Origin of the sequence: Streptomyces monashensis (assembly GCF_001866665.1) — a bacterium.
Taxonomy (GTDB): Bacteria; Actinomycetota; Actinomycetes; order Streptomycetales; family Streptomycetaceae; genus Streptomyces; species Streptomyces monashensis.
In genome coordinates this window covers 1-17,342 of record NZ_MLYO01000122.1, presented here as the reverse complement: position 1 = coordinate 17,342, position 17,342 = coordinate 1, and the positions used below count along the sequence as shown (strand labels likewise).

Here is a 17,342-nt window from a genome sequence, read left to right as displayed (position 1 = left end):
TCCCTGCTGAGCCTCGTCGGCCGGGGGCACGGGGGGTGCGGCGGACGGGGGCGGGGTGGTGGGCGTGGGGGCGCAGTCGGTGGTTTCGTGTGGCAGGGCGTCGGGCGGAGCGGCCGTCACGCAGTCGACGGACGCCGCGGGCCGGGCATCGGCGGCACCGGACTCGGTGGATGCTGCGGGGCAGGCGTCGGCGGAAGCGTCGGTGGAGCCGGAGGTGTCGGCGGAGCCGGGAGCGAGGTCCGAGCTGGACGTGTCGGCCGCGTCGGACGTGTCGTCCGAGTGGCATGTGTCGACCGGGTCGGCCGTGCCGGCCGAGCAGGAAGCGGCAGGCGCGAGTGTCCCCGGAGCGGCAGCGTCGCCCGAGCGGGCAACCGGCAGGGCGAGCGCGCCGGTGGCCGGATCCGCCACGGGTACCGGCATCGGTTCCGCGTCGGGGGCCGGTTCCGGCACGGGTACGGGATCTGCGTCGGGGGCCGCGTCCGGTGGCGGGACCCGTACCGGTACGGACACCGCGCAGGTGTCCGGGTCGCTGTCCGGGTCGGTACCGGTGCCCGGACCCGGCGCGCCCTCGATCCTCGGGGCCGTCATCCGGTCCACCCCCGCCCTCGTCGCCGGTCCTGGACTCGTGTCCGGCGCCACTGGTGAACCGGCGCCCCGAGCCCGACGACCCCGCCCCGCACCCGGCACCGCGGCCCGCAGGATGTTCGTGTGGCCGGTGTCGTCGTCATCGCAGAGCCGCCTTTCCCGGCGCCGATCCCCGCTTCGCGGGCACGCCTGGGGTGCCCGGTGCGGCGCAGGTGCCGTTCGTGCTGTCCGAGGTGTCCGTGGTGTTCGTGGTGTCCGACCCGACCAGGGCCCACCAGGCGGCCAGGCCGAAGGACAACGCCGTCAGGACGGTCGAGGGGCCGCCGATGTCGGCGTAGGCGAAGTCGACCAGTTGCCAGACGAGCAGGCCGCACGCGGTCAGGGCGCAGTCCAGGCCGTGGCCGCCGGGCGCCCGGCTGCGCGAAAGGCCGCGCAGCGCGCACACCAGCAGGGCCAGCCAGCCGCCCGCGAGACACAGCAGGCCGATCAGGCCCTGCTCGGCGAGGACCAGCAGGTACATGTTGTGCGGGGACAGCAGGGGCTGACGCCGGAACGCCGCGCCCGCGCCCTCCGTGTCGCTGCCGGAGGACAGCGAGAGGGAGGCGTGTCCGTCGCGGTACTCGGGGAAGCCCTTCAGACCGACGCCGGTCAGCGGGTGCGCGCGCCACATGTCGACGGCCGCCGCCCACATCGTGTACCGGTCGGTCACCGACTGGTCGGGCGCGTCGGCGACCTGGGTGATGCTGTCGAACCGCTCCTGGAGCATCGTCGTACCCACCCCGAACCCGCCCACGAGCACCACGCACACGGCCACGGCCGCCGCCCCCGCCCGCAGCGCCCGGCGCACCCCGGCCAGCACCAGCTGCGCGGTGAGCGTGACGGCCGTGGCGATCCAGGCGCCCCGGCTGAAGGACAGGGCCAGGGGGACCAGCAGGGCCAGGGCGCACGCCGTGGCCGTGGCGCGTACGCGCACCGGGCCGCGGCCCAGCGCCAGGCCCGTCGCGCACACCAGCCCGAAGCACACCACCGTCGCCATGCCCATCACGTCCGACGACCCGAACGTGCCCACCGCGCGGATGTCCTGGCCCTGGTAGGAGGCGCCGGTGCCGGTGACGTACTGGTGCACGCCGAGCGCGCCCTGGAACAGCGCGAGGGCCACGAACGACCAGGACAGCAGGCGCAGGTCCCGGCGGTCCCGCAGGAGCAGGACCACGGCCGCCGGGACCAGCACGAAGACCTGGAGGTAGCGGCCGAGCCCGGCGATCCCGGTGCCCGGCGTGACCGCGTGCAGCGCGGCGAGCGAGACGCCGAACACGGGCAGCCCGAGCAGGACGGCGGCCCGGCGGGACAGCGGACGGGCCCGGTCGCGCAGCAGTCGTACGGCGCAGTAGGCGACCACCAGCGCGGACAGCGCGTCGGCCGGACCCGCGCCGCCCTCGGCGCCGGGGTCGGCCGGCAGTGCGAGCAGCGCGACCACGGCCGTCACGGGCAGCACCGGAGCGCAGCGCACGGTGCGGGTGAGCGGCGGAGCGAGGGCCATCGGTCAGCTCCCCGTCGAGCGCACGAGCGCGGCCGCGGTGCGCAGCAGGACGCAGACGTCCCGCCACAGCGACCAGTTGTCGATGTAGGCGTTGTCGAAGCGGGCCCGGTCCTCGATGGAGGTGTCGCCGCGCAGCCCGTGGATCTGGGCGAGCCCGGTGATGCCGGTGCGCATCCGGTGGCGGGCCGCGTAGCCCGGGTAGGTCTGGCTGAACTGCGTGACGAAGTACGGCCGTTCGGGGCGCGGGCCGACGAGGCTCATGTCACCCCGCAGCACGTTCCACAGCTGGAGCAGCTCGTCCAGCGAGGTCTGCCGCAGGAACCGGCAGAAGGGGCTCATCCGGTGCTCACCGGCCACGCTCCACCGGGTGGCCGCCTCGTGCTCGTCGGCCGGGCGGTGCGTGCGGAACTTCAGCAGCGTGAAGGGGCGGCCGTCCCTGCCGATGCGTTCCTGCCGGAAGACCACGCCGGGCCCGTCGGTGACCCGGAGCACGACCGCGCACACCAGCAGCACCGGGGCGGCCAGCACCAGCATCGTCCCGGCGACCACCACGTCCAGCAGCCGCTTGCCGGCACTGCCGCGCCGCCGCGAGCCGAGCTCCAGCCGTCGCAGCGCGAACCCGGCGAGCTGGTCGCGCATCTCGTACGACGGCGAGTCCGCGTCCAGCTCCCACACCGCGCACCCCGACTCGGCGAGCGCCCGCAGCAGCGGCCCCTTCCCGGTGCGTACGGCGGGGTCGACGGTGAGCACGGTCCGCACCCCGTTCTGGACCACTGCCCGCTCCACGTCCTGGCCGCTGCTCAGCACCGGCAGCCCGCCGTGGCCGCCGTCGGGCCGGTCGGCGACGACGCCCACCGGCCGCACCCCGCAGCGCGGGTGCCGCAGCAGCGCGGCGGCCACCCGCTGCGCGGTCGTGGCGGGCCCGATCACCAGGGCGGTGCGCGGGCGGCGCAGCAGTGCCACGCGGCGCTGCCAGTGCACCGCGCCCCGGCCCGCGCAGGCCGCCGCCGCGTGCAGCGCCCAGCAGAGCAGCAGCGTGCGGGCGCTCAGCGCGCGCTCGGGGGCGTAGGCGGCGAGCAGCGCCGCGAGGCCCAGCCAGGCCACCGCGACCCGGCCGCACACCGCGGGCAGTTCGTCGAGGACGCTGGGCACGAGCCGGGCGGCGTGCGGGCGCAGCAGCAGCGCGGCCGAGACCAGCACGGCGACCAGCAGCGGCCGGCGCGCGCCCTCGTCCAGCGCGACCGTGCCGGCCAGCGCCGCGAGCAGGTCGGCGGCGAGCAGGGGGAGCGGCGAGGCGGGCCGGGCGGGCGGGCGCCGCGGCGGGAACCGGAAGCCGCCGGCCGCGCGGGCGGGCAGGACGGAGACGGCCGGGAGCCCGGGATCCCAGGGGTGCGCCCCGGAGGTGGGGACGGTTCTTTCCGCGGTCACGGGTGGATGGACTCCCTGCACTCGGAGGGCACGCGCGGACGTCTTTCCGTGCGCGCGTCGAGGAGTTCGCGGTAGACGTCCGAGATCCGCTCGGCGGTGTGCCGCACGTCGTGCGTGGCCAGGACGTGCCGGCGCCCCTGGTCGCCCAGCGCGGCGCGCAGCGGCGGGTCGGACAGCAGCGCGGCGATCGCCCGGGCCAGTGCCGCGGGGTCCTCCGGCGGGACCAGACAGCGCGCGGCGAGGGCGGGCGGCAGGCTCTCGCGGGCGCCGTCGACGTCGGTGACCACGACCGGCCGGCCACAGCCCAGCGCCTCCAGCGGGGCGAGCGCCATGCCCTCCCAGCGGGAGGGGAGTACGACCAGGTCGGCGCCGCGGTACCAGGGCACCACGTCGCCGACGGCACCGGTGAAGTGGACGGAGGGGTGGGCGCGGTGCCCCAGCGTCTCGCGTCCGGGGCCGTCGCCGACCAGCACGAGCCGTGCCCGCGGCACCGCGTCGAGCACCCGCGCCCAGGCCTGGAGCAGGACGTCCTGGCCCTTCTGCCGGCAGAGCCGGCCGACGCAGACCACGACGGGCGCGGCGGGGTCGGGTGCCACAGCCCCTTCCGGTCCTTCCGGTCCTTCCGGAAGGAGCGTGGGGAGGGGTGCGGTGCGGGGTCCCGGGGCGAAGCGCTCGGTGTCGATGCCGTTCGGGACGACCGTGTACGCGGCGCGGACACCGGCGCGCAGCCCGGTCGCGCGCTCCGCCTCGCTGACGCAGACCACGCGGTCGGCCCAGCGCGCCCCCCACCGCTCCCAGCGCAGCGCGAGTGCGGCGGTGCTGCCGCCGACCGCCTCGAACGACCAGGCGTGCGGCTGGAACACGGTCGGGATCCGGCCGCGCACGGCCAGCCGGCCGGCCAGGCCGGCCTTCGCGCTGTGCGCGTGCACGAGGTCGGGCCGTGCCTCGCCGGCCAGCCGGGCGAGGCGGCGCACCTCGCCCGGCAGCCCCGGGCCCGGGGCGCGGCCGGCCTGCCAGCGGCGTACGTCGACGCCCAACTCGCGTAGTCCGGTGTCCAGTTCGCCGTCCGGGCAGGCCGCCATGACGTGCAGGCCCGCCGCGAGCTGGGCGCGCGCCAGGTCCAGGACGACCCGGGCGACGCCGCCGTCGACAGGTTGTGCGAGGTGCAGGACCCGGGGCCGGGGGGCGGGTGCTGACTGGTGCATGGGTGGATTTCCTCGTTCACAGGGGGGCGCTCGGGACGGCGGTCGGGAACGCGCCTCACACCTGTGCGTCCACGGCGGCGAGGAGTGCGTCGACCCACGCCGCGTCCGGCCGGAAAACGAAGCGGCGGCCCGGCGGGTCACCGCCGCCGCATGCGGCCGGTCCGAGATCGCACACGGCGCGGGTGTGGCCGAGCGCGCGGGCGTAGGCGGGGATCCGCCGGGCGGGTACGGCGCCCGGTGCGCTGGTCGTGGGGTCCATTACGTCGTCCGGCGGATTGACGGAACCGCCGAGTGCGACCGGCGTACGCCGGGGCCCGGGAGGGAGCGTGAGCCGGGCGCCTGTCGCCGTGCACAGCGGCGGCGTACCCAGGAACTTGCGCATGAGCGGCGGTGCCCTTTCGCATGTGCTGGAGAGATCGACAACTCTAGCCGCTATACGTATTAATCTGGAGAAAGCGGACATGTGTGTCTGAAGTGTGAAGGGGAGTCTTCGGTTACGTCACCCCATCGGCGGCACAACTCCGGGTGCCGGGACGCGTTGAAACAAGGCCGGGTGTCCGCCCGGGTGTTCGTCTCGATCCCCAAGGAGCACCTCTCCATGTCGCGTATCGCGAAGGGCCTGGTCCTGACCTCCGCCGCTGTCGCGGCCGTCGCCGGTGCCGCCGGCGTGGCCTGCGCCGACTCCGCCGCGATCGGCGTCGCCAAGGACTCGCCGGGCGTGCTGTCGGGCAACCTCGCCCAGGTCCCGGTCCACGTGCCGGTCAACGTCTGCGGCAACACCGTCAACGTCATCGCGCTGCTGAACCCGGCCTTCGACAACACCTGCGTCAACGGTTGACGTCGGGACGCATCCTTCGGCCGGCCGTCCGCCCCGCGCAGCTGTCGCGGGGCGGACGGCCGGTTTTCGTGCTCCCCCGGACGGATCACAAGAGATCACCAACGGCGTCCGAGCGGTTGCAGAGCGCGACAGGTGCGCGGACGGTGGGCTCACGTCCTATTGATCACCGGCCCCCCGGTCCACCGAAAGGAACTCCCCATGCGTGGTCTGCACGCGCGGCGCCTTGCGTCCACCGTCCTCTGCGCCGCCGTTCTGGTCGCTGTCGCCGGCCCGGCAGCCGTCGCCGCCGACTCGGGCGGCACGAGCCCCCAGGGCGCCTCCGCATCCCCCGTACCGGGCGCGGAGAAACTGCTCACCCAGATCAGAACCCTGGACAACACCGGCTCCGTCCTCCAGCCGGTCATCGACCTGCTCAAGGAGTCGCTGACCAAGGGCAAGCTGGAGCCCGCGGAGGCCCACAGGCTCGCCGACGCCGCCAAGAAGGCCATCGCCGAGGCCAAGAGGACCCAGGTGTCCCAGGCGGCCGGCACCGCGTCGGCCGCGCAGTCCGATGCGGCCACGTCCACCGCGGCGACGGCCGTCCCCGCGACGCCGGCTGCCCCGGCCCCCGCGAAGCACGGCCGCACCGGCGCACCGGCCACGGCCCGTGACGCCACCGACGACGCGCTGAACTCCCTCCTGGGCGACGTCGAAAAGGTGCTGCAGGGCGTCCTCAGCGTCCCGGCCGCGCTGCTGCCGGCCGCCACCAGCACGGTGGGCGACCTGGTCAAGGCGGTGACCGGGCTCCTCGGCGGTGTCCTGGGCGCCGTGGCCCCGGCCGCCGGGCCGGAGTCGTCGAGCGTGCCCGCGGCCGGCTGACACCGTCGCTCGGGATCTCATATGTCTTCTCCGCGCGGGGTTTCCGGTCCGGCCGGGTCTCGTTAGGCACGGCGCCAGAATTCCCTGGGGTGACGTGAGTTGCCGAAGAAAGGAACATGATGAAGTCCCTGAAGGCTGCCGCTGTCGCTGCCGGTTCCGTGGCCCTCGCGGGTGTCGCCGCGCCCGCGTTCGCCTACAACGCCGCCGACGCGACGCCCACCAGCCTCAACGGCGCCGTCAGCCAGCTCACCAAGAGCCCGATCACCCTCGACGACGCGATGCCGCTCCAGCACCAGTCGGACGCGCTCGACACCGAGCGCAAGGGCTCCCCGCTCCACACGGTCAAGGGCGCCACCGGCGCGGTGAACCAGCACGCCCCGCTGCTCGGCGGCCTGCCCCTGCAGAGCTGACATCCCTCCCGTGCGACGGGGGCCGGTACCGCACCCGCGGCACCGGCCCCCGGCCCTTTTCCACCGCCTCCCCTCGATCGTGCGGAGCGACGGCGGGCACGGGTCCGCAAGGGTGAGCAGCCGCCCGGCGGCCCGCGGACGCGCCGACATGCCGTACCTGTCGGCCTACTGCACATCGGCGTTATCGGCATGCCGATCCCGACCCGCTGGTGGGACTTGTGGACCAGCTGAAGAGTGGACGAGCCGATGTCAGTGCAATTACGGCAGCCGGGCGAATTGTGAACAGAAGCGGTTTTCCGGCTCGTTACGCGGTACGGACGTCGAACTCCCGCATCCTGGAAGGGACCGTACCTGACATGAAGTCGACCACCCGAGGAACCCTTGCCGCCGTCCTCACGGGCGTCGCGGCCGCCGTGGGTGGCGCAGCCACCTCCGCAGCCGCCGTCGGCCAGGTCCCCGTCCCCGTCTCCGTGCCGCTGGACGCGGTCTCCAGGGTCGTCGGCACGGAGGCGCCGCAGGCGGGCCTGGAGGTGCCGGCGCCGCTGCTGATGCCGACCCCGCCCGAGGGCCCGCGTTTCGTCCCCGGCCACCTGATGCCCGAGCGCACGCTGCCCGAGGTGCCGTTCACCGGCGCCCTGCCCGGCGCCCATCTGAGCACCCCGGTCCCGGGCGCCCTCGGCGACGACCACGTCGGCATGGCCCTGCCCGCCAACCCCCTGCGCACCGTGACCCCCGGCGTGGCCCTGGACGCCCCGCTGACCCGGCCCAGCGTCGCCAACCACGGCCTCCCGTCCCTCCAGGAGCCCGCCCTCGGCGTCATCGCCCCGGTCCTCCAGACGGTCGCGGACGGGGACCTGTCCACCGGGCCGGGCCTGTGAGGCCGCCCTCTCCAGCCCCCGCCTGTGAGCCGTCCGGCCTGTTCCTCCCCACCTGATGGCCCCAGTGCGGTGACCCACCGCGCCCTCGGCCGGTTAGCCGGTACGGACATCCGGTCACGGATGTCCGGACACGGACAGCCGAATCCCCGAGGGAGCGAGCGATGGTCGTCGATGTGGGCGGAGTGGCGGTGGGCGCGGGGCAGCGGCCGAGAGCGCAGGCCGGGCCGGCGGGAGCGTCACGCAGAGAGGTGGCGCGGGGGCTGCTGGCCTCCGCCGCCGCGCTGGCGCTGGCCCCGGTCGTCGCCGCCTCCCGGCCCACGCCCCCGGTGCGGGCCTTCGACGGCGCCTCCTTCGACGAGGTGTACCGGGGCCGCCGTATCCAGGGCGTGCTCGTGCCGGCCGCGGTCAGCGGGGCGGACGAGGACGAATGGCGGATCGTCATCGACGGGCGCCCGCTGCATCTGATGCGGCGGGCGGACGGCAGCTGGCTGAGCATGGTCGACCACTACACGTCGTACCGCACGCCGCTGGAGGCGACCCGGGCGGCCGTGGACGAGATGGGCCCCGGCCAGCGGCTGCGCGAGGACGTCGCGCCGGGCCCGGTGGGGTCCGGTCACGCGCGCATGGGAGGCATGGCGGACACCGGGGACATGGGAGGCATGGGAGAGGCGGGGGACGCGGGCTATGCCGGGGGCGCGGGGGAACGGCGTGGCGTACCTGCGTAAGGACGTCGCCACGCTCAGCGCGAGCGAGCGGCGCCGGTTCGTGAACGCGCTGCTGGAGCTCAAACGGCACGGCGAGTACGACGAGTTCGTGCGCACGCACATCGACTACTACACCCCCGACGGCGAGACCGGACTGCGCACCGCGCACATGGCACCGTCCTTCCTGCCCTGGCACCGTCGCTTCGTACTGGAGCTGGAGCGGGCGCTGCGCCGCGTCGACTCCTCGGTGACGGTGCCGTACTGGGACTGGACCCGGGACCGTACGACGGCCTCGGTGCCCTGGACGAACGACCTGCTCGGCGGCAACGGGCGGCACTCCGACCGGCAGGTGACGACCGGGCCGTTCGCCTACGCGGCGGGCCACTGGACCATCAAGGAGGCCATCACCGACGGCACGTTCCTCACCCGGGACCTGGGCCGCGCCGCCGCCCCGTCGAACTGCCCACGAAGAGGGATCTCCAACGGGCGCTCGACGATCCGGCCTACGACGTGCGGCCCTGGGACTCGACCGTCACCAGGGGCTTTCGCAACACGCTGGAGGGCTGGGGGCGGGGCCGCGGCAGCGCCTCCTGGCACAACCACAACCGGGTGCACCGCTGGGTCGGCGGCGCGATGCTCGGCGGCGCGTCGGTCAACGACCCGGTGTTCTGGCTGCACCACGCCTTCGTCGACCTGCAGTGGCAGCGCTGGCAGCGGGCGCACCGCGAGCACCGCTACCTGCCGGCCGAGCCGCCCGGCGCGGCCGACGACCAGCACGGGCGGATCGTCGCCCGGTACGAGAAGCTCCCGCCGTGGGACGAGACCCCGGACCAGCTGGAGGACCTGAGCCGGATCTACCGGTACGCCTGAGTCCGCCCGCGGACAGCGGAAGAGCCCCGGCGCGCGGTGCGTGCCGGGGCTCTTCGGTGTCCACGGACCGGACGGTCGTGCCCGCCGGTGCGATCAGTGACCGTAGCCGCTGTCGCCGGGGTTGCCCGGCTTCTGCAGCTCGCCCGCGTTGACGCAGGTGTTGCCGAAGGCCGGGTTCAGCAGGGCGATCACGTTGACGGTGTTCCCGCACACGTTGACCGGGATGTGGACCGGGACCTGGACCGCGTTGCCGGACACGACACCCGGGGAGCCGACGGCCGCGCCGTCGGCTCCCGCGTCGGCGAGGGCCAGGCCGGCCCCGCTGACCACCACGGCACCGGTGCCGAGAGCGACGGCGGCTGCCTTCGCGATGCGAGACATCACGTTCTCCTTATGCGTTAATCGGAAAGAGTGCGGTGGCAGACCAGCTGCCGCACTTCCCGTTCAACGGCGCCGCGCGAGGGTGGTCACGGTGATCGTCCGGAGATCACCCTTTTATCGTCCTCAGGGCAGCCGGCGTACCGGGGAACCGGCCAGATAGGCCTGGATGTTCTCCACGGCCTGGCCGTAGTACGTCGTGTAGTTGGCCCGCGAGACATAGCCGAGGTGGGGCGTGGCGAGCAGCCGGGGCGCCGTGCGCATCGGATGGTCCGCGGGCAGCGGCTCGACGTCGAAGACGTCGACACCCGCGCCCGCGATCCGTCCCTCGTGCAGCGCGGCCAGCAGCGCGTCCTGGTCGACGACCGACGCCCGGGCGGTGTTGATCAGATAGGCGGTCGGCTTCATCAGGGCCAGTTCGGCGGCGCCGATGAGGCCGCGGGTGCCGTCGCCGCCGGGCACCTGGACGGACACGAAGTCGCTCCCGGCGAGCAACTCCTCCTTGGACGCGGCCAGTTCGACACCGTGCTCCGCCGCGCGCTCCTTGGTCAGGCGGGGACTCCACGCGCTGACGCGCATGCCGAAGGCGAGCCCGACCCGGGCCACCCGGCCGCCGATCCTGCCGAGGCCGAGCACCCCGAGCCGGGCGCCGTGCAGATCGGCGCCGACGGTGGACTGCCAGGGACCGCCCGTGCGCAGCGCGGTGTTCTCCGCGACGATCCCGCGGGCGAGGCCGAGCAGCAGCGCCCAGGTCAGCTCGGCCGGCGGGATGCCCGAACTCTGCGTGCCGCACACGGTGACACCGTGCCGCTCGGCGGCGGCGTAGTCGATGACGCTGTTGCGCATCCCGGAGGCGACGATCAGCCTCAGCCGGGGCAGCCGGGCGAGCAACGACCCGGGAAACGGGACGCGTTCGCGCAGGGTGACGACGATGTCGTACCCGGCGAGGGCCGCGGCGAGCTCGTCCTCGCCGGCGACGTGCTCGCGCAGCGCGACGACCTCGACCTCGTCCTCGACCATCGACCAGTCGGCCATCGCGGCGGCCACCCCCTGGAAGTCGTCCAGCACCGCACAGCGAAGTCGCATGTCGACTCTCCTTTCCCCGCCGTGACTGTAATCCCCGACGCGGTTTCCGAAGGGAGGGGCGGCGGGTACGGCGGACGGGACGACGACCGGCCGGCACCCGCACGCCCACCACGGCGGCGACCCGATTCAGTCACTTGAGCGTCAGTCACTTGAGCGCTGATCCGCGGCGGGCGACGACGAGTCCATGAACCATGGCTTACGCCGCATCAGCGGACTCGCGGTCCTGATCGCGGGCATCGCCTTGGGCGCCTGGGTGGCCTTCGGGTCTCCGCACCACTGGCACGGAGCCAAGGTCCTCGGGCGGACGGCACTCGGGCTGGGATCCCTGACGATGATCACCGGTTCGTCGCGGCTGCTCTTCCCCGGCGGGGGCGGGGCTGTGGGCGGTCGCCGCATGTGACCCCTTGTCTGCCACCGGCCTCCATGTCCGCCCCGTCCGCGCGAACGGCGCCCGCCGCTGTCGTCACGACCATGGTGTTGCGCTGGGGCTCGGCCGGACGGATGGGGGCCTCCGCTTCTGCGCAGGGCTCCGGGCACCCGGTTCTGAGCGGGCGCAGTCTCGATGGGTGATCTCAGGTCGGGGCATGACTCCGAAGCCGCCCCGAGTGCGGTGGAACCTGATGGCTCCACCGCACGGATCACGTACCTTCCGTCTTCTTCTTCGCCGTCCTGGTCATCCAGGACTGACAGCCCCGTTGGGCAAGTCCGCCCACGGCGAGGGAGGTGAGGATGGCGCCCCAGTCGATGACGTGCGGCAGCCCGGGGAAGAAAGCGAAGAAGGCGAGCGTGGCGACGAGGCCCGCAAGGAACGTGGTGATCCGGGCCCGACGCCGCGTCCTGTCCCGTACCTGGTCCGCGTCCTGTCCCTGTTGCTGCGCGATCATGAACTACTCACTTGCCATAACGAGGCAGCCGCTGGGGAGAGTTGTTCCGCATCGGGTCGATCTTGCACTCGTTGTGTGTCCTGCCGCGCGAGGTGCGGTAAGCCCGGTTGTCGGTGTCGGCGTACGTGAAGTCGATGCGCCAGTTGCAGAAGCCGCTGCTGAGCGCCCCGACGAAGGCGCAGTCGACGCCGGCGTTCTGGTACGTGATCTTCCTTCCGCTTCCCCGGATGATGTGGGTGAACATGCAGCCCGTCGGGACCTTCATCGTCACGCCGCCCACGCTGTACTCGAAGGTGTGCACGGGAGTCGTCCCGATCGCTGTGGCGTGTGCACCGGTCGAGACAGTGAGGACGAGGGCTCCCGCTGCGGCGGGAGCGGTGGTGAGGCGCGCGAGGCAAGGCGTGGCCAAGGCGGTCCCTTTCTGGTGATTTCCTGATGAGCACCTGGGATAACTGCCTCGCCGTACGGCGCGTTGCAGGAATCCGCCTGATCCACCGCTGTGAGTGATCACGGGATAAGTGGGCTGACCTGCAGAAGCGTTCGGGATGGTCTGGATCTGTGCTGCGCACGTCGTGTCGGCGGAGCCCCTCCGCTTGGCCGCGGGTCCGCGTAGGCCGCGCTCGGATCGGTGGCATCGCGGCAGCCCACGAACATGTTGACCGTCTCGCGCGGACGGTCGGTGAGGTCGCGCATCACTTTGAGGGTCTGGCGCGGCATCTCCCCACTGGCTGCGGGCGGGAAAGGTTCAGCGCCACAGGCCGCGTCTGGCGGTGCGGTCGGCCGACTGCACCGACGGCAAGCCGCTCTTCTCCAGGGTCTGTACCAGAGGCGGCGCCGTCGTCCTGGCCGGTCCGGTCGCCTCGGTGATCTCTTGCAGCGTGATGGCGGGACGGTCCTCGCTCGGTAGGTCGAGGATGTTCAGAGGGCGCCGCACACTGCTTGGCCGCCCGTGCAGTCGTGCTCTCTGTTTGCGCGTCCATGTGATCCGCGAGGATGCTCCCCGTGAGCAAGCCGGCCCATCGGCTTGCCAGACCCTCGCATCTTGGCGCCCTGACCGGCCCTCCCCGCATCCTGCGGCGGCACGTCACGTACGTACAGCTCCAGCCGGGTGATCTGCTCCCGCGTCCCGCCGAGTGGCTCGACGACGGCATTCCGCCCGCCCGGGTGGCCGAGTGGGCAGGGGAACAGCGTTGCCGTGTTCCCGGCGATCTCCCGGAGGCGGAGGTGCCGGGCGTTGGCTGATCTTCCTCTGGCCGGGAACCTCGACTCGCATCCGGCACGGCCACCCGCGAAGATCCGGTGACAGCCGGACAGCCCCGGACCGCGCCCTTGATCACCAAGGGGGCGTCCGGGGCTGACCTGTGTCGAGTGAAACCGTCTCTGACCAGCAAAAAGCCCTCCCGATGGGAGGGCTGGGCACGGGCGCCCCCGGCAGGACTCGAACCTGCGGCCAAGCGCTTAGAAGGCGCCTGCTCTATCCACTGAGCTACGGGGGCCTGGTGGCGGGACCAAGGATAAAGCTCCCTGTTCCTCGACCCTGTCGCTTCGCCTCCGTGGCTCGATGTGGAGGTTCGGTGAAGCGGTCCTGATAATCGCAGGCAGGTGCGAATCGTGCATCGCTTTTGGCGTCCGACGCACCGGGTGTTGTGCACTCGTTATGCCTGGACTGTGCCCGCGTCCCAGTCGTCCCTTCTGCCGGTTCTGTTCCGTCGGCACGCAGACATGTCCATATGCTTCAGAATTCCCCTAAAATTGGGCATTCTTCGCATGTGGTGACCTTGGACGTTCGGCCTCAGCTGCTCGACACACTCTCCGCGCTGCGCGACCGTGTCGCCGCCGCACGCTTTCCGCTGCCCCTGGCCGGGGCCCCACGCGCGCGTGCCAACCGCGACGAACTCCTCGCCCAGCTCGACGACTATCTCCTTCCCCGCCTGCGAGAACCCGAGGCGCCGCTGCTGGCGGTCGTCGGCGGGTCCACCGGTGCCGGCAAATCGACGCTCGTCAACTCCCTCGTCGGCCGCCGGGTCAGCGAGGCGGGCGTACTGCGGCCGACGACCCGGACGCCGGTCCTCGTCTGCCATCCGGAGGATCAGCACTGGTTCAGCCGCATGCGTGTGCTGCCCGACCTCGCGCGCGTGTGGGAGCCCCGGCAGGAGGCCGCGGAGGATCTCCTGCTCCCCGGCGAGGACCCCGCGCGCGTGCTGCGTGTCGAGACCACCGACACGCTCCCGCCCGGGATCGCCCTTCTCGACGCCCCCGACATCGACTCGCTGGTCGCCGACAACCGCGTCCTCGCCGCCGAGCTGATGTGCGCCGCCGACATCTGGATCATGGTCACCACGGCCGCCCGCTACGCGGACGCCGTCCCCTGGCACCTGCTGCGTACCGCCAAGGAGTACGACGCCACCCTCGTGACCGTCCTGGACCGGGTGCCCCACCAGGTCGTCTCCGAGGTCTCCCGGCAGTACGGCGCCCTGCTCGCCAAGGCCGGGCTCGGCGACGTGCCCCGCTTCACCGTGCCGGAACTGCCCGAGTCGGCCTGGGGCGCGGGCCTGCTGCCCGCCACCGCCGTCGCGCAGCTGAAGAGCTGGCTGGTCCATCACGCCCAGGACCCCGCCGCCCGCGAGCACGTCATGAGCCGTACCGCCCGCGGCCTGCTGAACTCGCTCAAGTCCCGCATGCCCGAGCTGGCCGCTGAGGCCGCCGCCCAGTACGCCGCCGCGCTCCGGCTCACCTCCGCCGTGGAGGCCGCCTACGACAGCGAGCACGCGCGCGTACGCGCCCGGCTGCAGTCCGGCGCCGTACTCGCCGGGGACGCCCTCAAGCGCTGGCGGGCCTTCCCGCTGGACTGCGCCGCCGGGGAACTCCTCGACGCGCTCGTGGAGAGCCTGGCGGCGCTGCTGCTGTGCTCCGTCACGGCCGCCGACGAGCGCGTCGACGAGGCCTGGCGGCGCGAGCCCGCCGGAGACGACCCCGCACTCGCCGCCGGCGACTCCACCGTGGAGAGCACCGAGCACCGGATCGGAATCGCCGTACGGCGCTGGCGGCGCGAGCTGGAGGAGTACGCGGAGGAGGAGTCGCGCGACCTGGAGCGCAGCGCCGCCCCCGATCCGGAGGCCGTCGCCGCCCTGGTCGCCACCGCGCTGCTGGGCGGACGCCGGGCGCGCACCGCGGGCGAGGGGCTCGCCGAGCGGCTCGGCGCCCATGGCGCGCTGCGGCTGCGCGACCGGGCCGGACGGCTGCTGAACGAGCGCGTGGACCGCGTCATGCAGCGCGAACGCGAACGGCGCCTCGCCCCGCTCGACGCCCTCGACGTCCATCCCGAACCCCAGGCCGAACTCATCGCCGCGCTGTCCGCACTGCTGAAGGAGAGGTGACCGGTGACCGCCGTCACTGACCAGGACCACACGGATCACACCGAACCCATGGGACACACGGGGCGCATGGGGCGCATGGGGCGCACCGAGCACGACGGCAACGCGCGCGTGGAGCCGATCGAGAGGGCCGCGGACGGCCGTATCGGCGCGGAAGACGCCGACGGCATCAAGGGTGCCGGAGGTGCGGAGACAGCGGTCGAGACCGCCGTGCGTGAGCCGTACGCGCGCGTGGCGGAGTTCGCCGACACGTACGAGGACGCCGGTCACGGCGGTCGTGCCGGTCACGTCGATCACGATGTCCACGAAGACGACGAGGGCGAGGACGAACGTGGCGAGGTGCACGGGAGGGGCGGTCCGCCCGGCGCCCCGCCGTTCCAGCGCCGACTCCCGCCGCCGCACCCCCGTGTCCCCGCCGCACCCGCTGCTCCCACCGTCCGCACCGCGCCCTCCCTCCGCGACCCCGCCGCAGGCGCCGGTCCCGAGGCGGTACGGTCGGCCGAGTCGGTGAAAACAGCAGAGTCGGGGGAGTCGGCCGAGTCGGGGGAGCCGTGGGGCGACGGGCTGATCGCCCGGCGGCTCACCGAGGCCACCGCCGCCGCCTTCGCCGCCGAACGCGCCTCCGTGCTGGACGGCGGCGGCCGTGGCTCGGGCGGCCAGATCCCCGCCCCGCTGGCCTACGACGGCTCGCTGCGCTCCCGCCTGGACGCGCTGCGCGAGCTGGTCGGGCTCTCCCGGACCCGGCTGGACAGCAGCACCCTCGCCGAGGCGGGCCGGGTCCTGGAGGAGGCGGCCGCCCGCCGCAAACTGTCCGGCCGGCACACCGTCGTCGCCATCGCGGGCGCGACCGGCAGCGGCAAGTCGCAGCTGTTCAACGCGCTCGCCGGAGTGGCCATCTCGGAGACCGGGGTACGGCGTCCGACCACGGCCGCGCCCATCGCGTGCAGTTGGAGCGACGGCGCCGCGAGCCTCATCGACCGGCTGGGCATCCCGGGCCGGCTGCGCCGCCGTCCGCTGCACACCCCGGAGGGCGAGGCGCAGTTGCGCGGGCTGGTCCTGGTCGACCTGCCCGACCACGACTCCGCCGCCCTGGAGCACCGTAAGCAGGTCGACCGGATCCTGAAGCTGGTCGACGCGGTGATCTGGGTGGTCGACCCGGAGAAGTACGCCGACGCCGTGCTGCACGAGCGCTATCTGCGGCCCATGGCCGGCCACGCGGAGGTCATGTTCGTCGTCCTCAACCAGGTCGACCGGCTGCCCGGGGACGCTGCCGACCAGGTCCTGGACGACCTGCGGCGGCTGCTCGACGAGGACGGCATCGCGCTCGGCGAGCACGGCGAACCCGGTGCCACCGTGCTCGCCCTGTCCGCGCTGACCGGCGACGGCGTCGGTGAACTGCGCGATTCGCTCGGCCAGTTCGTGGCCGAGCGCGGCGCGGCGGCCCGCCGGGTCGCGGCCGACGTCGACGCCACCGCGTCCGCGCTGCGGCCCGTCTACGCCGCCGGGCAGCGGACGGGCCTGAGCGAGGACGCGCGCGAGGAGTTCGCCGTGCGGCTCGCGGACGCGGTGGGCGCCACCGCGGCGGGCGATGCCGCCGAGCGCGCCTGGCTGCGCAACGCCAACCGGGCCTGCGGCACGCCCTGGCTGCGGCTGTGGCGCTGGTATCAGCACCGCGGCGAGTCCACCACCGGCCGCCACCTCGTGCGGGCCCAGCCCGACGAGGAGGCGACCGCCCGCCAGCGCGTGGAACAGGCGGTCCGTACGGTGGCCGACCGCGCCTCGGCGGGGCTGCCGGCGCCCTGGGCGCTGGCGGTGCGCGAGGCAGCCGTACGCGGGTCCGAGGGGCTGTCCGAGGCGCTGGACGAACTCGCCGAGCGGGCCGGTCTGCCGCCCGGGCGGCCGCCGCGGCCGGGATGGTGGCCGGCGGCGGTGCTGGTACAGGCGGCGATGACGCTGCTGCAGGTCGTGGGCGGCCTGTGGCTGGTGGGTCAGATCGCCGGCGTCATGGCGCCCAATCTGGGGGTTCCGGTGCTGCTGATGGTGTGCGGAATCGTCGGCGGGCCACTGGTGGAGTGGGGCTGCCGGATGGCGGCGAGAGGCCCGGCACGGCGCTACGGCCAGGACGCGGAACGGCGTTTGCGGGAGGCGGCCGCGAGCTGCGGGCGGGGCCGGGTGCTCGATCCGGTGGCGGCCGAGCTGTTGCGGTACCGGGAGGTCCGGGAGCAGTACGGGCGGGTGGCACGGGCCAGAAGGTGAGCGAGGGGGGCTTGGGCGCCGGGGGGTGACAGGGGTGCCGAGGAGGGG

General features: G+C 73.7%; 17 protein-coding genes, 1 tRNA gene and 2 pseudogenes. 9 read left to right on the top strand and 11 right to left on the bottom strand.

Annotated elements, in window-relative coordinates; genetic code table 11:
* The 5 genes and pseudogenes from BIV23_RS43865 to BIV23_RS49415 all read right to left on the bottom strand — a co-directional run.
* A pseudogene (locus BIV23_RS43865) lies at positions 1–588 on the bottom strand (hypothetical protein); the annotation flags it as partial.
* Between the two features lie 136 nt (positions 589–724).
* Positions 725–2,125: an O-antigen ligase family protein gene (locus BIV23_RS43860; protein ID WP_071386588.1), complete on the bottom strand. Its 1,401-nt coding sequence runs from the start codon at positions 2,123–2,125 to the stop codon at positions 725–727.
* A gap of 3 nt (positions 2,126–2,128) precedes the next feature.
* Positions 2,129–3,553 (bottom strand): sugar transferase, encoded by a 1,425-nt coding sequence (locus BIV23_RS43855; protein WP_071386587.1) that lies wholly within the window; start codon positions 3,551–3,553, stop codon positions 2,129–2,131.
* Positions 3,550–4,758, bottom strand: a complete 1,209-nt coding sequence (locus BIV23_RS43850) for a glycosyltransferase (protein ID WP_071386586.1) — start codon at positions 4,756–4,758, stop codon at positions 3,550–3,552. Before BIV23_RS43850 ends, BIV23_RS43855 begins: the two co-directional genes overlap by 4 nt.
* Before the next feature lie 55 nt (positions 4,759–4,813).
* Complete coding sequence (locus BIV23_RS49415; protein WP_107471442.1) at positions 4,814–5,140, bottom strand: hypothetical protein; 327 nt, start codon at positions 5,138–5,140, stop codon at positions 4,814–4,816.
* Between the two features lie 216 nt (positions 5,141–5,356).
* Between BIV23_RS49415 and BIV23_RS43840 the strand changes: the two genes are divergently transcribed.
* The 6 genes and pseudogenes from BIV23_RS43840 (at position 5,357) to BIV23_RS43815 (ending at position 9,316) form a co-directional block, all read left to right on the top strand.
* Entirely contained in the window at positions 5,357–5,596 is a 240-nt protein-coding gene (locus tag BIV23_RS43840; RefSeq protein ID WP_071386589.1) for a chaplin, read from the top strand.
* Positions 5,597–5,794: 198 nt separating this feature from the next.
* Entirely contained in the window at positions 5,795–6,454 is a 660-nt protein-coding gene (locus BIV23_RS43835; protein ID WP_071386584.1) for a hypothetical protein, read from the top strand.
* Positions 6,455–6,573: 119 nt separating this feature from the next.
* Entirely contained in the window at positions 6,574–6,864 is a 291-nt protein-coding gene (locus BIV23_RS43830) for a hypothetical protein (protein ID WP_071386583.1), read from the top strand.
* 356 nt (positions 6,865–7,220) lie between these two features.
* Entirely contained in the window at positions 7,221–7,742 is a 522-nt protein-coding gene (locus BIV23_RS43825; RefSeq protein ID WP_071386582.1) for a hypothetical protein, read from the top strand.
* 161 nt (positions 7,743–7,903) lie between these two features.
* Positions 7,904–8,467 (top strand): tyrosinase family oxidase copper chaperone, encoded by a 564-nt coding sequence (locus tag BIV23_RS43820; RefSeq protein ID WP_079173798.1) that lies wholly within the window; start codon positions 7,904–7,906, stop codon positions 8,465–8,467.
* Positions 8,451–9,316: pseudogene (locus tag BIV23_RS43815) on the top strand (tyrosinase family protein). Before BIV23_RS43820 ends, BIV23_RS43815 begins: the two are co-directional and overlap by 17 nt.
* Before the next feature lie 93 nt (positions 9,317–9,409).
* Here BIV23_RS43815 and BIV23_RS43810 read toward each other — a convergent pair.
* The gene (locus BIV23_RS43810) at positions 9,410–9,697 is read right to left on the bottom strand and encodes a chaplin (RefSeq protein ID WP_071386581.1); all 288 of its coding nucleotides are present in this window, start codon (positions 9,695–9,697) and stop codon (positions 9,410–9,412) included.
* Positions 9,698–9,820: 123 nt separating this feature from the next.
* Complete coding sequence (locus BIV23_RS43805) at positions 9,821–10,780, bottom strand: D-2-hydroxyacid dehydrogenase family protein (RefSeq protein WP_071386580.1); 960 nt, start codon at positions 10,778–10,780, stop codon at positions 9,821–9,823.
* Positions 10,781–10,964: 184 nt separating this feature from the next.
* Here BIV23_RS43805 and BIV23_RS43800 point away from each other — a divergent pair, with 184 nt between their 5' ends.
* Positions 10,965–11,180, top strand: coding sequence for a hypothetical protein (locus tag BIV23_RS43800; protein ID WP_071386579.1), 216 nt, complete (start codon positions 10,965–10,967; stop codon positions 11,178–11,180).
* 238 nt (positions 11,181–11,418) lie between these two features.
* Here the strand turns inward: BIV23_RS43800 and BIV23_RS43795 are convergent, their stop codons facing one another.
* From BIV23_RS43795 to BIV23_RS43780, 4 genes are all read right to left on the bottom strand, one after another.
* Positions 11,419–11,664 (bottom strand): hypothetical protein, encoded by a 246-nt coding sequence (locus tag BIV23_RS43795; RefSeq protein ID WP_071386578.1) that lies wholly within the window; start codon positions 11,662–11,664, stop codon positions 11,419–11,421.
* A gap of 7 nt (positions 11,665–11,671) precedes the next feature.
* Positions 11,672–11,965: a hypothetical protein gene (locus BIV23_RS48005; protein ID WP_245790936.1), complete on the bottom strand. Its 294-nt coding sequence runs from the start codon at positions 11,963–11,965 to the stop codon at positions 11,672–11,674.
* A gap of 444 nt (positions 11,966–12,409) precedes the next feature.
* On the bottom strand, positions 12,410–12,598 hold the full coding sequence (locus BIV23_RS52980; RefSeq protein WP_071386577.1) for a helix-turn-helix domain-containing protein: 189 nt from the start codon (positions 12,596–12,598) through the stop codon (positions 12,410–12,412).
* A 489-nt stretch (positions 12,599–13,087) separates the two neighbouring features.
* Positions 13,088–13,160: transfer RNA gene (locus BIV23_RS43780), tRNA-Arg, on the bottom strand.
* A 273-nt stretch (positions 13,161–13,433) separates the two neighbouring features.
* On the opposite strand from BIV23_RS43780, the gene BIV23_RS43775 reads away from it, so the two are divergent.
* Together BIV23_RS43775 and BIV23_RS43770 are read left to right on the top strand one after the other, a co-directional pair.
* Positions 13,434–15,041, top strand: a complete 1,608-nt coding sequence (locus BIV23_RS43775; RefSeq protein ID WP_071386576.1) for a dynamin family protein — start codon at positions 13,434–13,436, stop codon at positions 15,039–15,041.
* A gap of 3 nt (positions 15,042–15,044) precedes the next feature.
* Positions 15,045–17,294, top strand: a complete 2,250-nt coding sequence (locus BIV23_RS43770) for a YfjP family GTPase (RefSeq protein WP_071386575.1) — start codon at positions 15,045–15,047, stop codon at positions 17,292–17,294.
* The last annotated feature ends 48 nt before the right edge of the window (positions 17,295–17,342 follow it).

What these genes read in the sequence shown, in the direction of transcription:
- BIV23_RS43860 (WP_071386588.1), bottom strand. Translation starts at nt 2,125, where the DNA reads ATGGCCCTCGCTCCGCCGCTCACCCGCACCGTGCGCTGCGCTCCGGTG.
- BIV23_RS43840 (WP_071386589.1), top strand. Translation starts at nt 5,357, where the DNA reads ATGTCGCGTATCGCGAAGGGCCTGGTCCTGACCTCCGCCGCTGTCGCG.
- BIV23_RS43850 (WP_071386586.1), bottom strand. Translation starts at nt 4,758, where the DNA reads ATGCACCAGTCAGCACCCGCCCCCCGGCCCCGGGTCCTGCACCTCGCA.
- BIV23_RS43830 (WP_071386583.1), top strand. Translation starts at nt 6,574, where the DNA reads ATGAAGTCCCTGAAGGCTGCCGCTGTCGCTGCCGGTTCCGTGGCCCTC.
- BIV23_RS43810 (WP_071386581.1), bottom strand. Translation starts at nt 9,697, where the DNA reads ATGTCTCGCATCGCGAAGGCAGCCGCCGTCGCTCTCGGCACCGGTGCC.
- BIV23_RS43800 (WP_071386579.1), top strand. Translation starts at nt 10,965, where the DNA reads ATGAACCATGGCTTACGCCGCATCAGCGGACTCGCGGTCCTGATCGCG.
- BIV23_RS49415 (WP_107471442.1), bottom strand. Translation starts at nt 5,140, where the DNA reads ATGCGCAAGTTCCTGGGTACGCCGCCGCTGTGCACGGCGACAGGCGCC.
- BIV23_RS43795 (WP_071386578.1), bottom strand. Translation starts at nt 11,664, where the DNA reads ATGATCGCGCAGCAACAGGGACAGGACGCGGACCAGGTACGGGACAGG.
- BIV23_RS43835 (WP_071386584.1), top strand. Translation starts at nt 5,795, where the DNA reads ATGCGTGGTCTGCACGCGCGGCGCCTTGCGTCCACCGTCCTCTGCGCC.
- BIV23_RS43820 (WP_079173798.1), top strand. Translation starts at nt 7,904, where the DNA reads ATGGTCGTCGATGTGGGCGGAGTGGCGGTGGGCGCGGGGCAGCGGCCG.
- BIV23_RS43805 (WP_071386580.1), bottom strand. Translation starts at nt 10,780, where the DNA reads ATGCGACTTCGCTGTGCGGTGCTGGACGACTTCCAGGGGGTGGCCGCC.
- BIV23_RS43825 (WP_071386582.1), top strand. Translation starts at nt 7,221, where the DNA reads ATGAAGTCGACCACCCGAGGAACCCTTGCCGCCGTCCTCACGGGCGTC.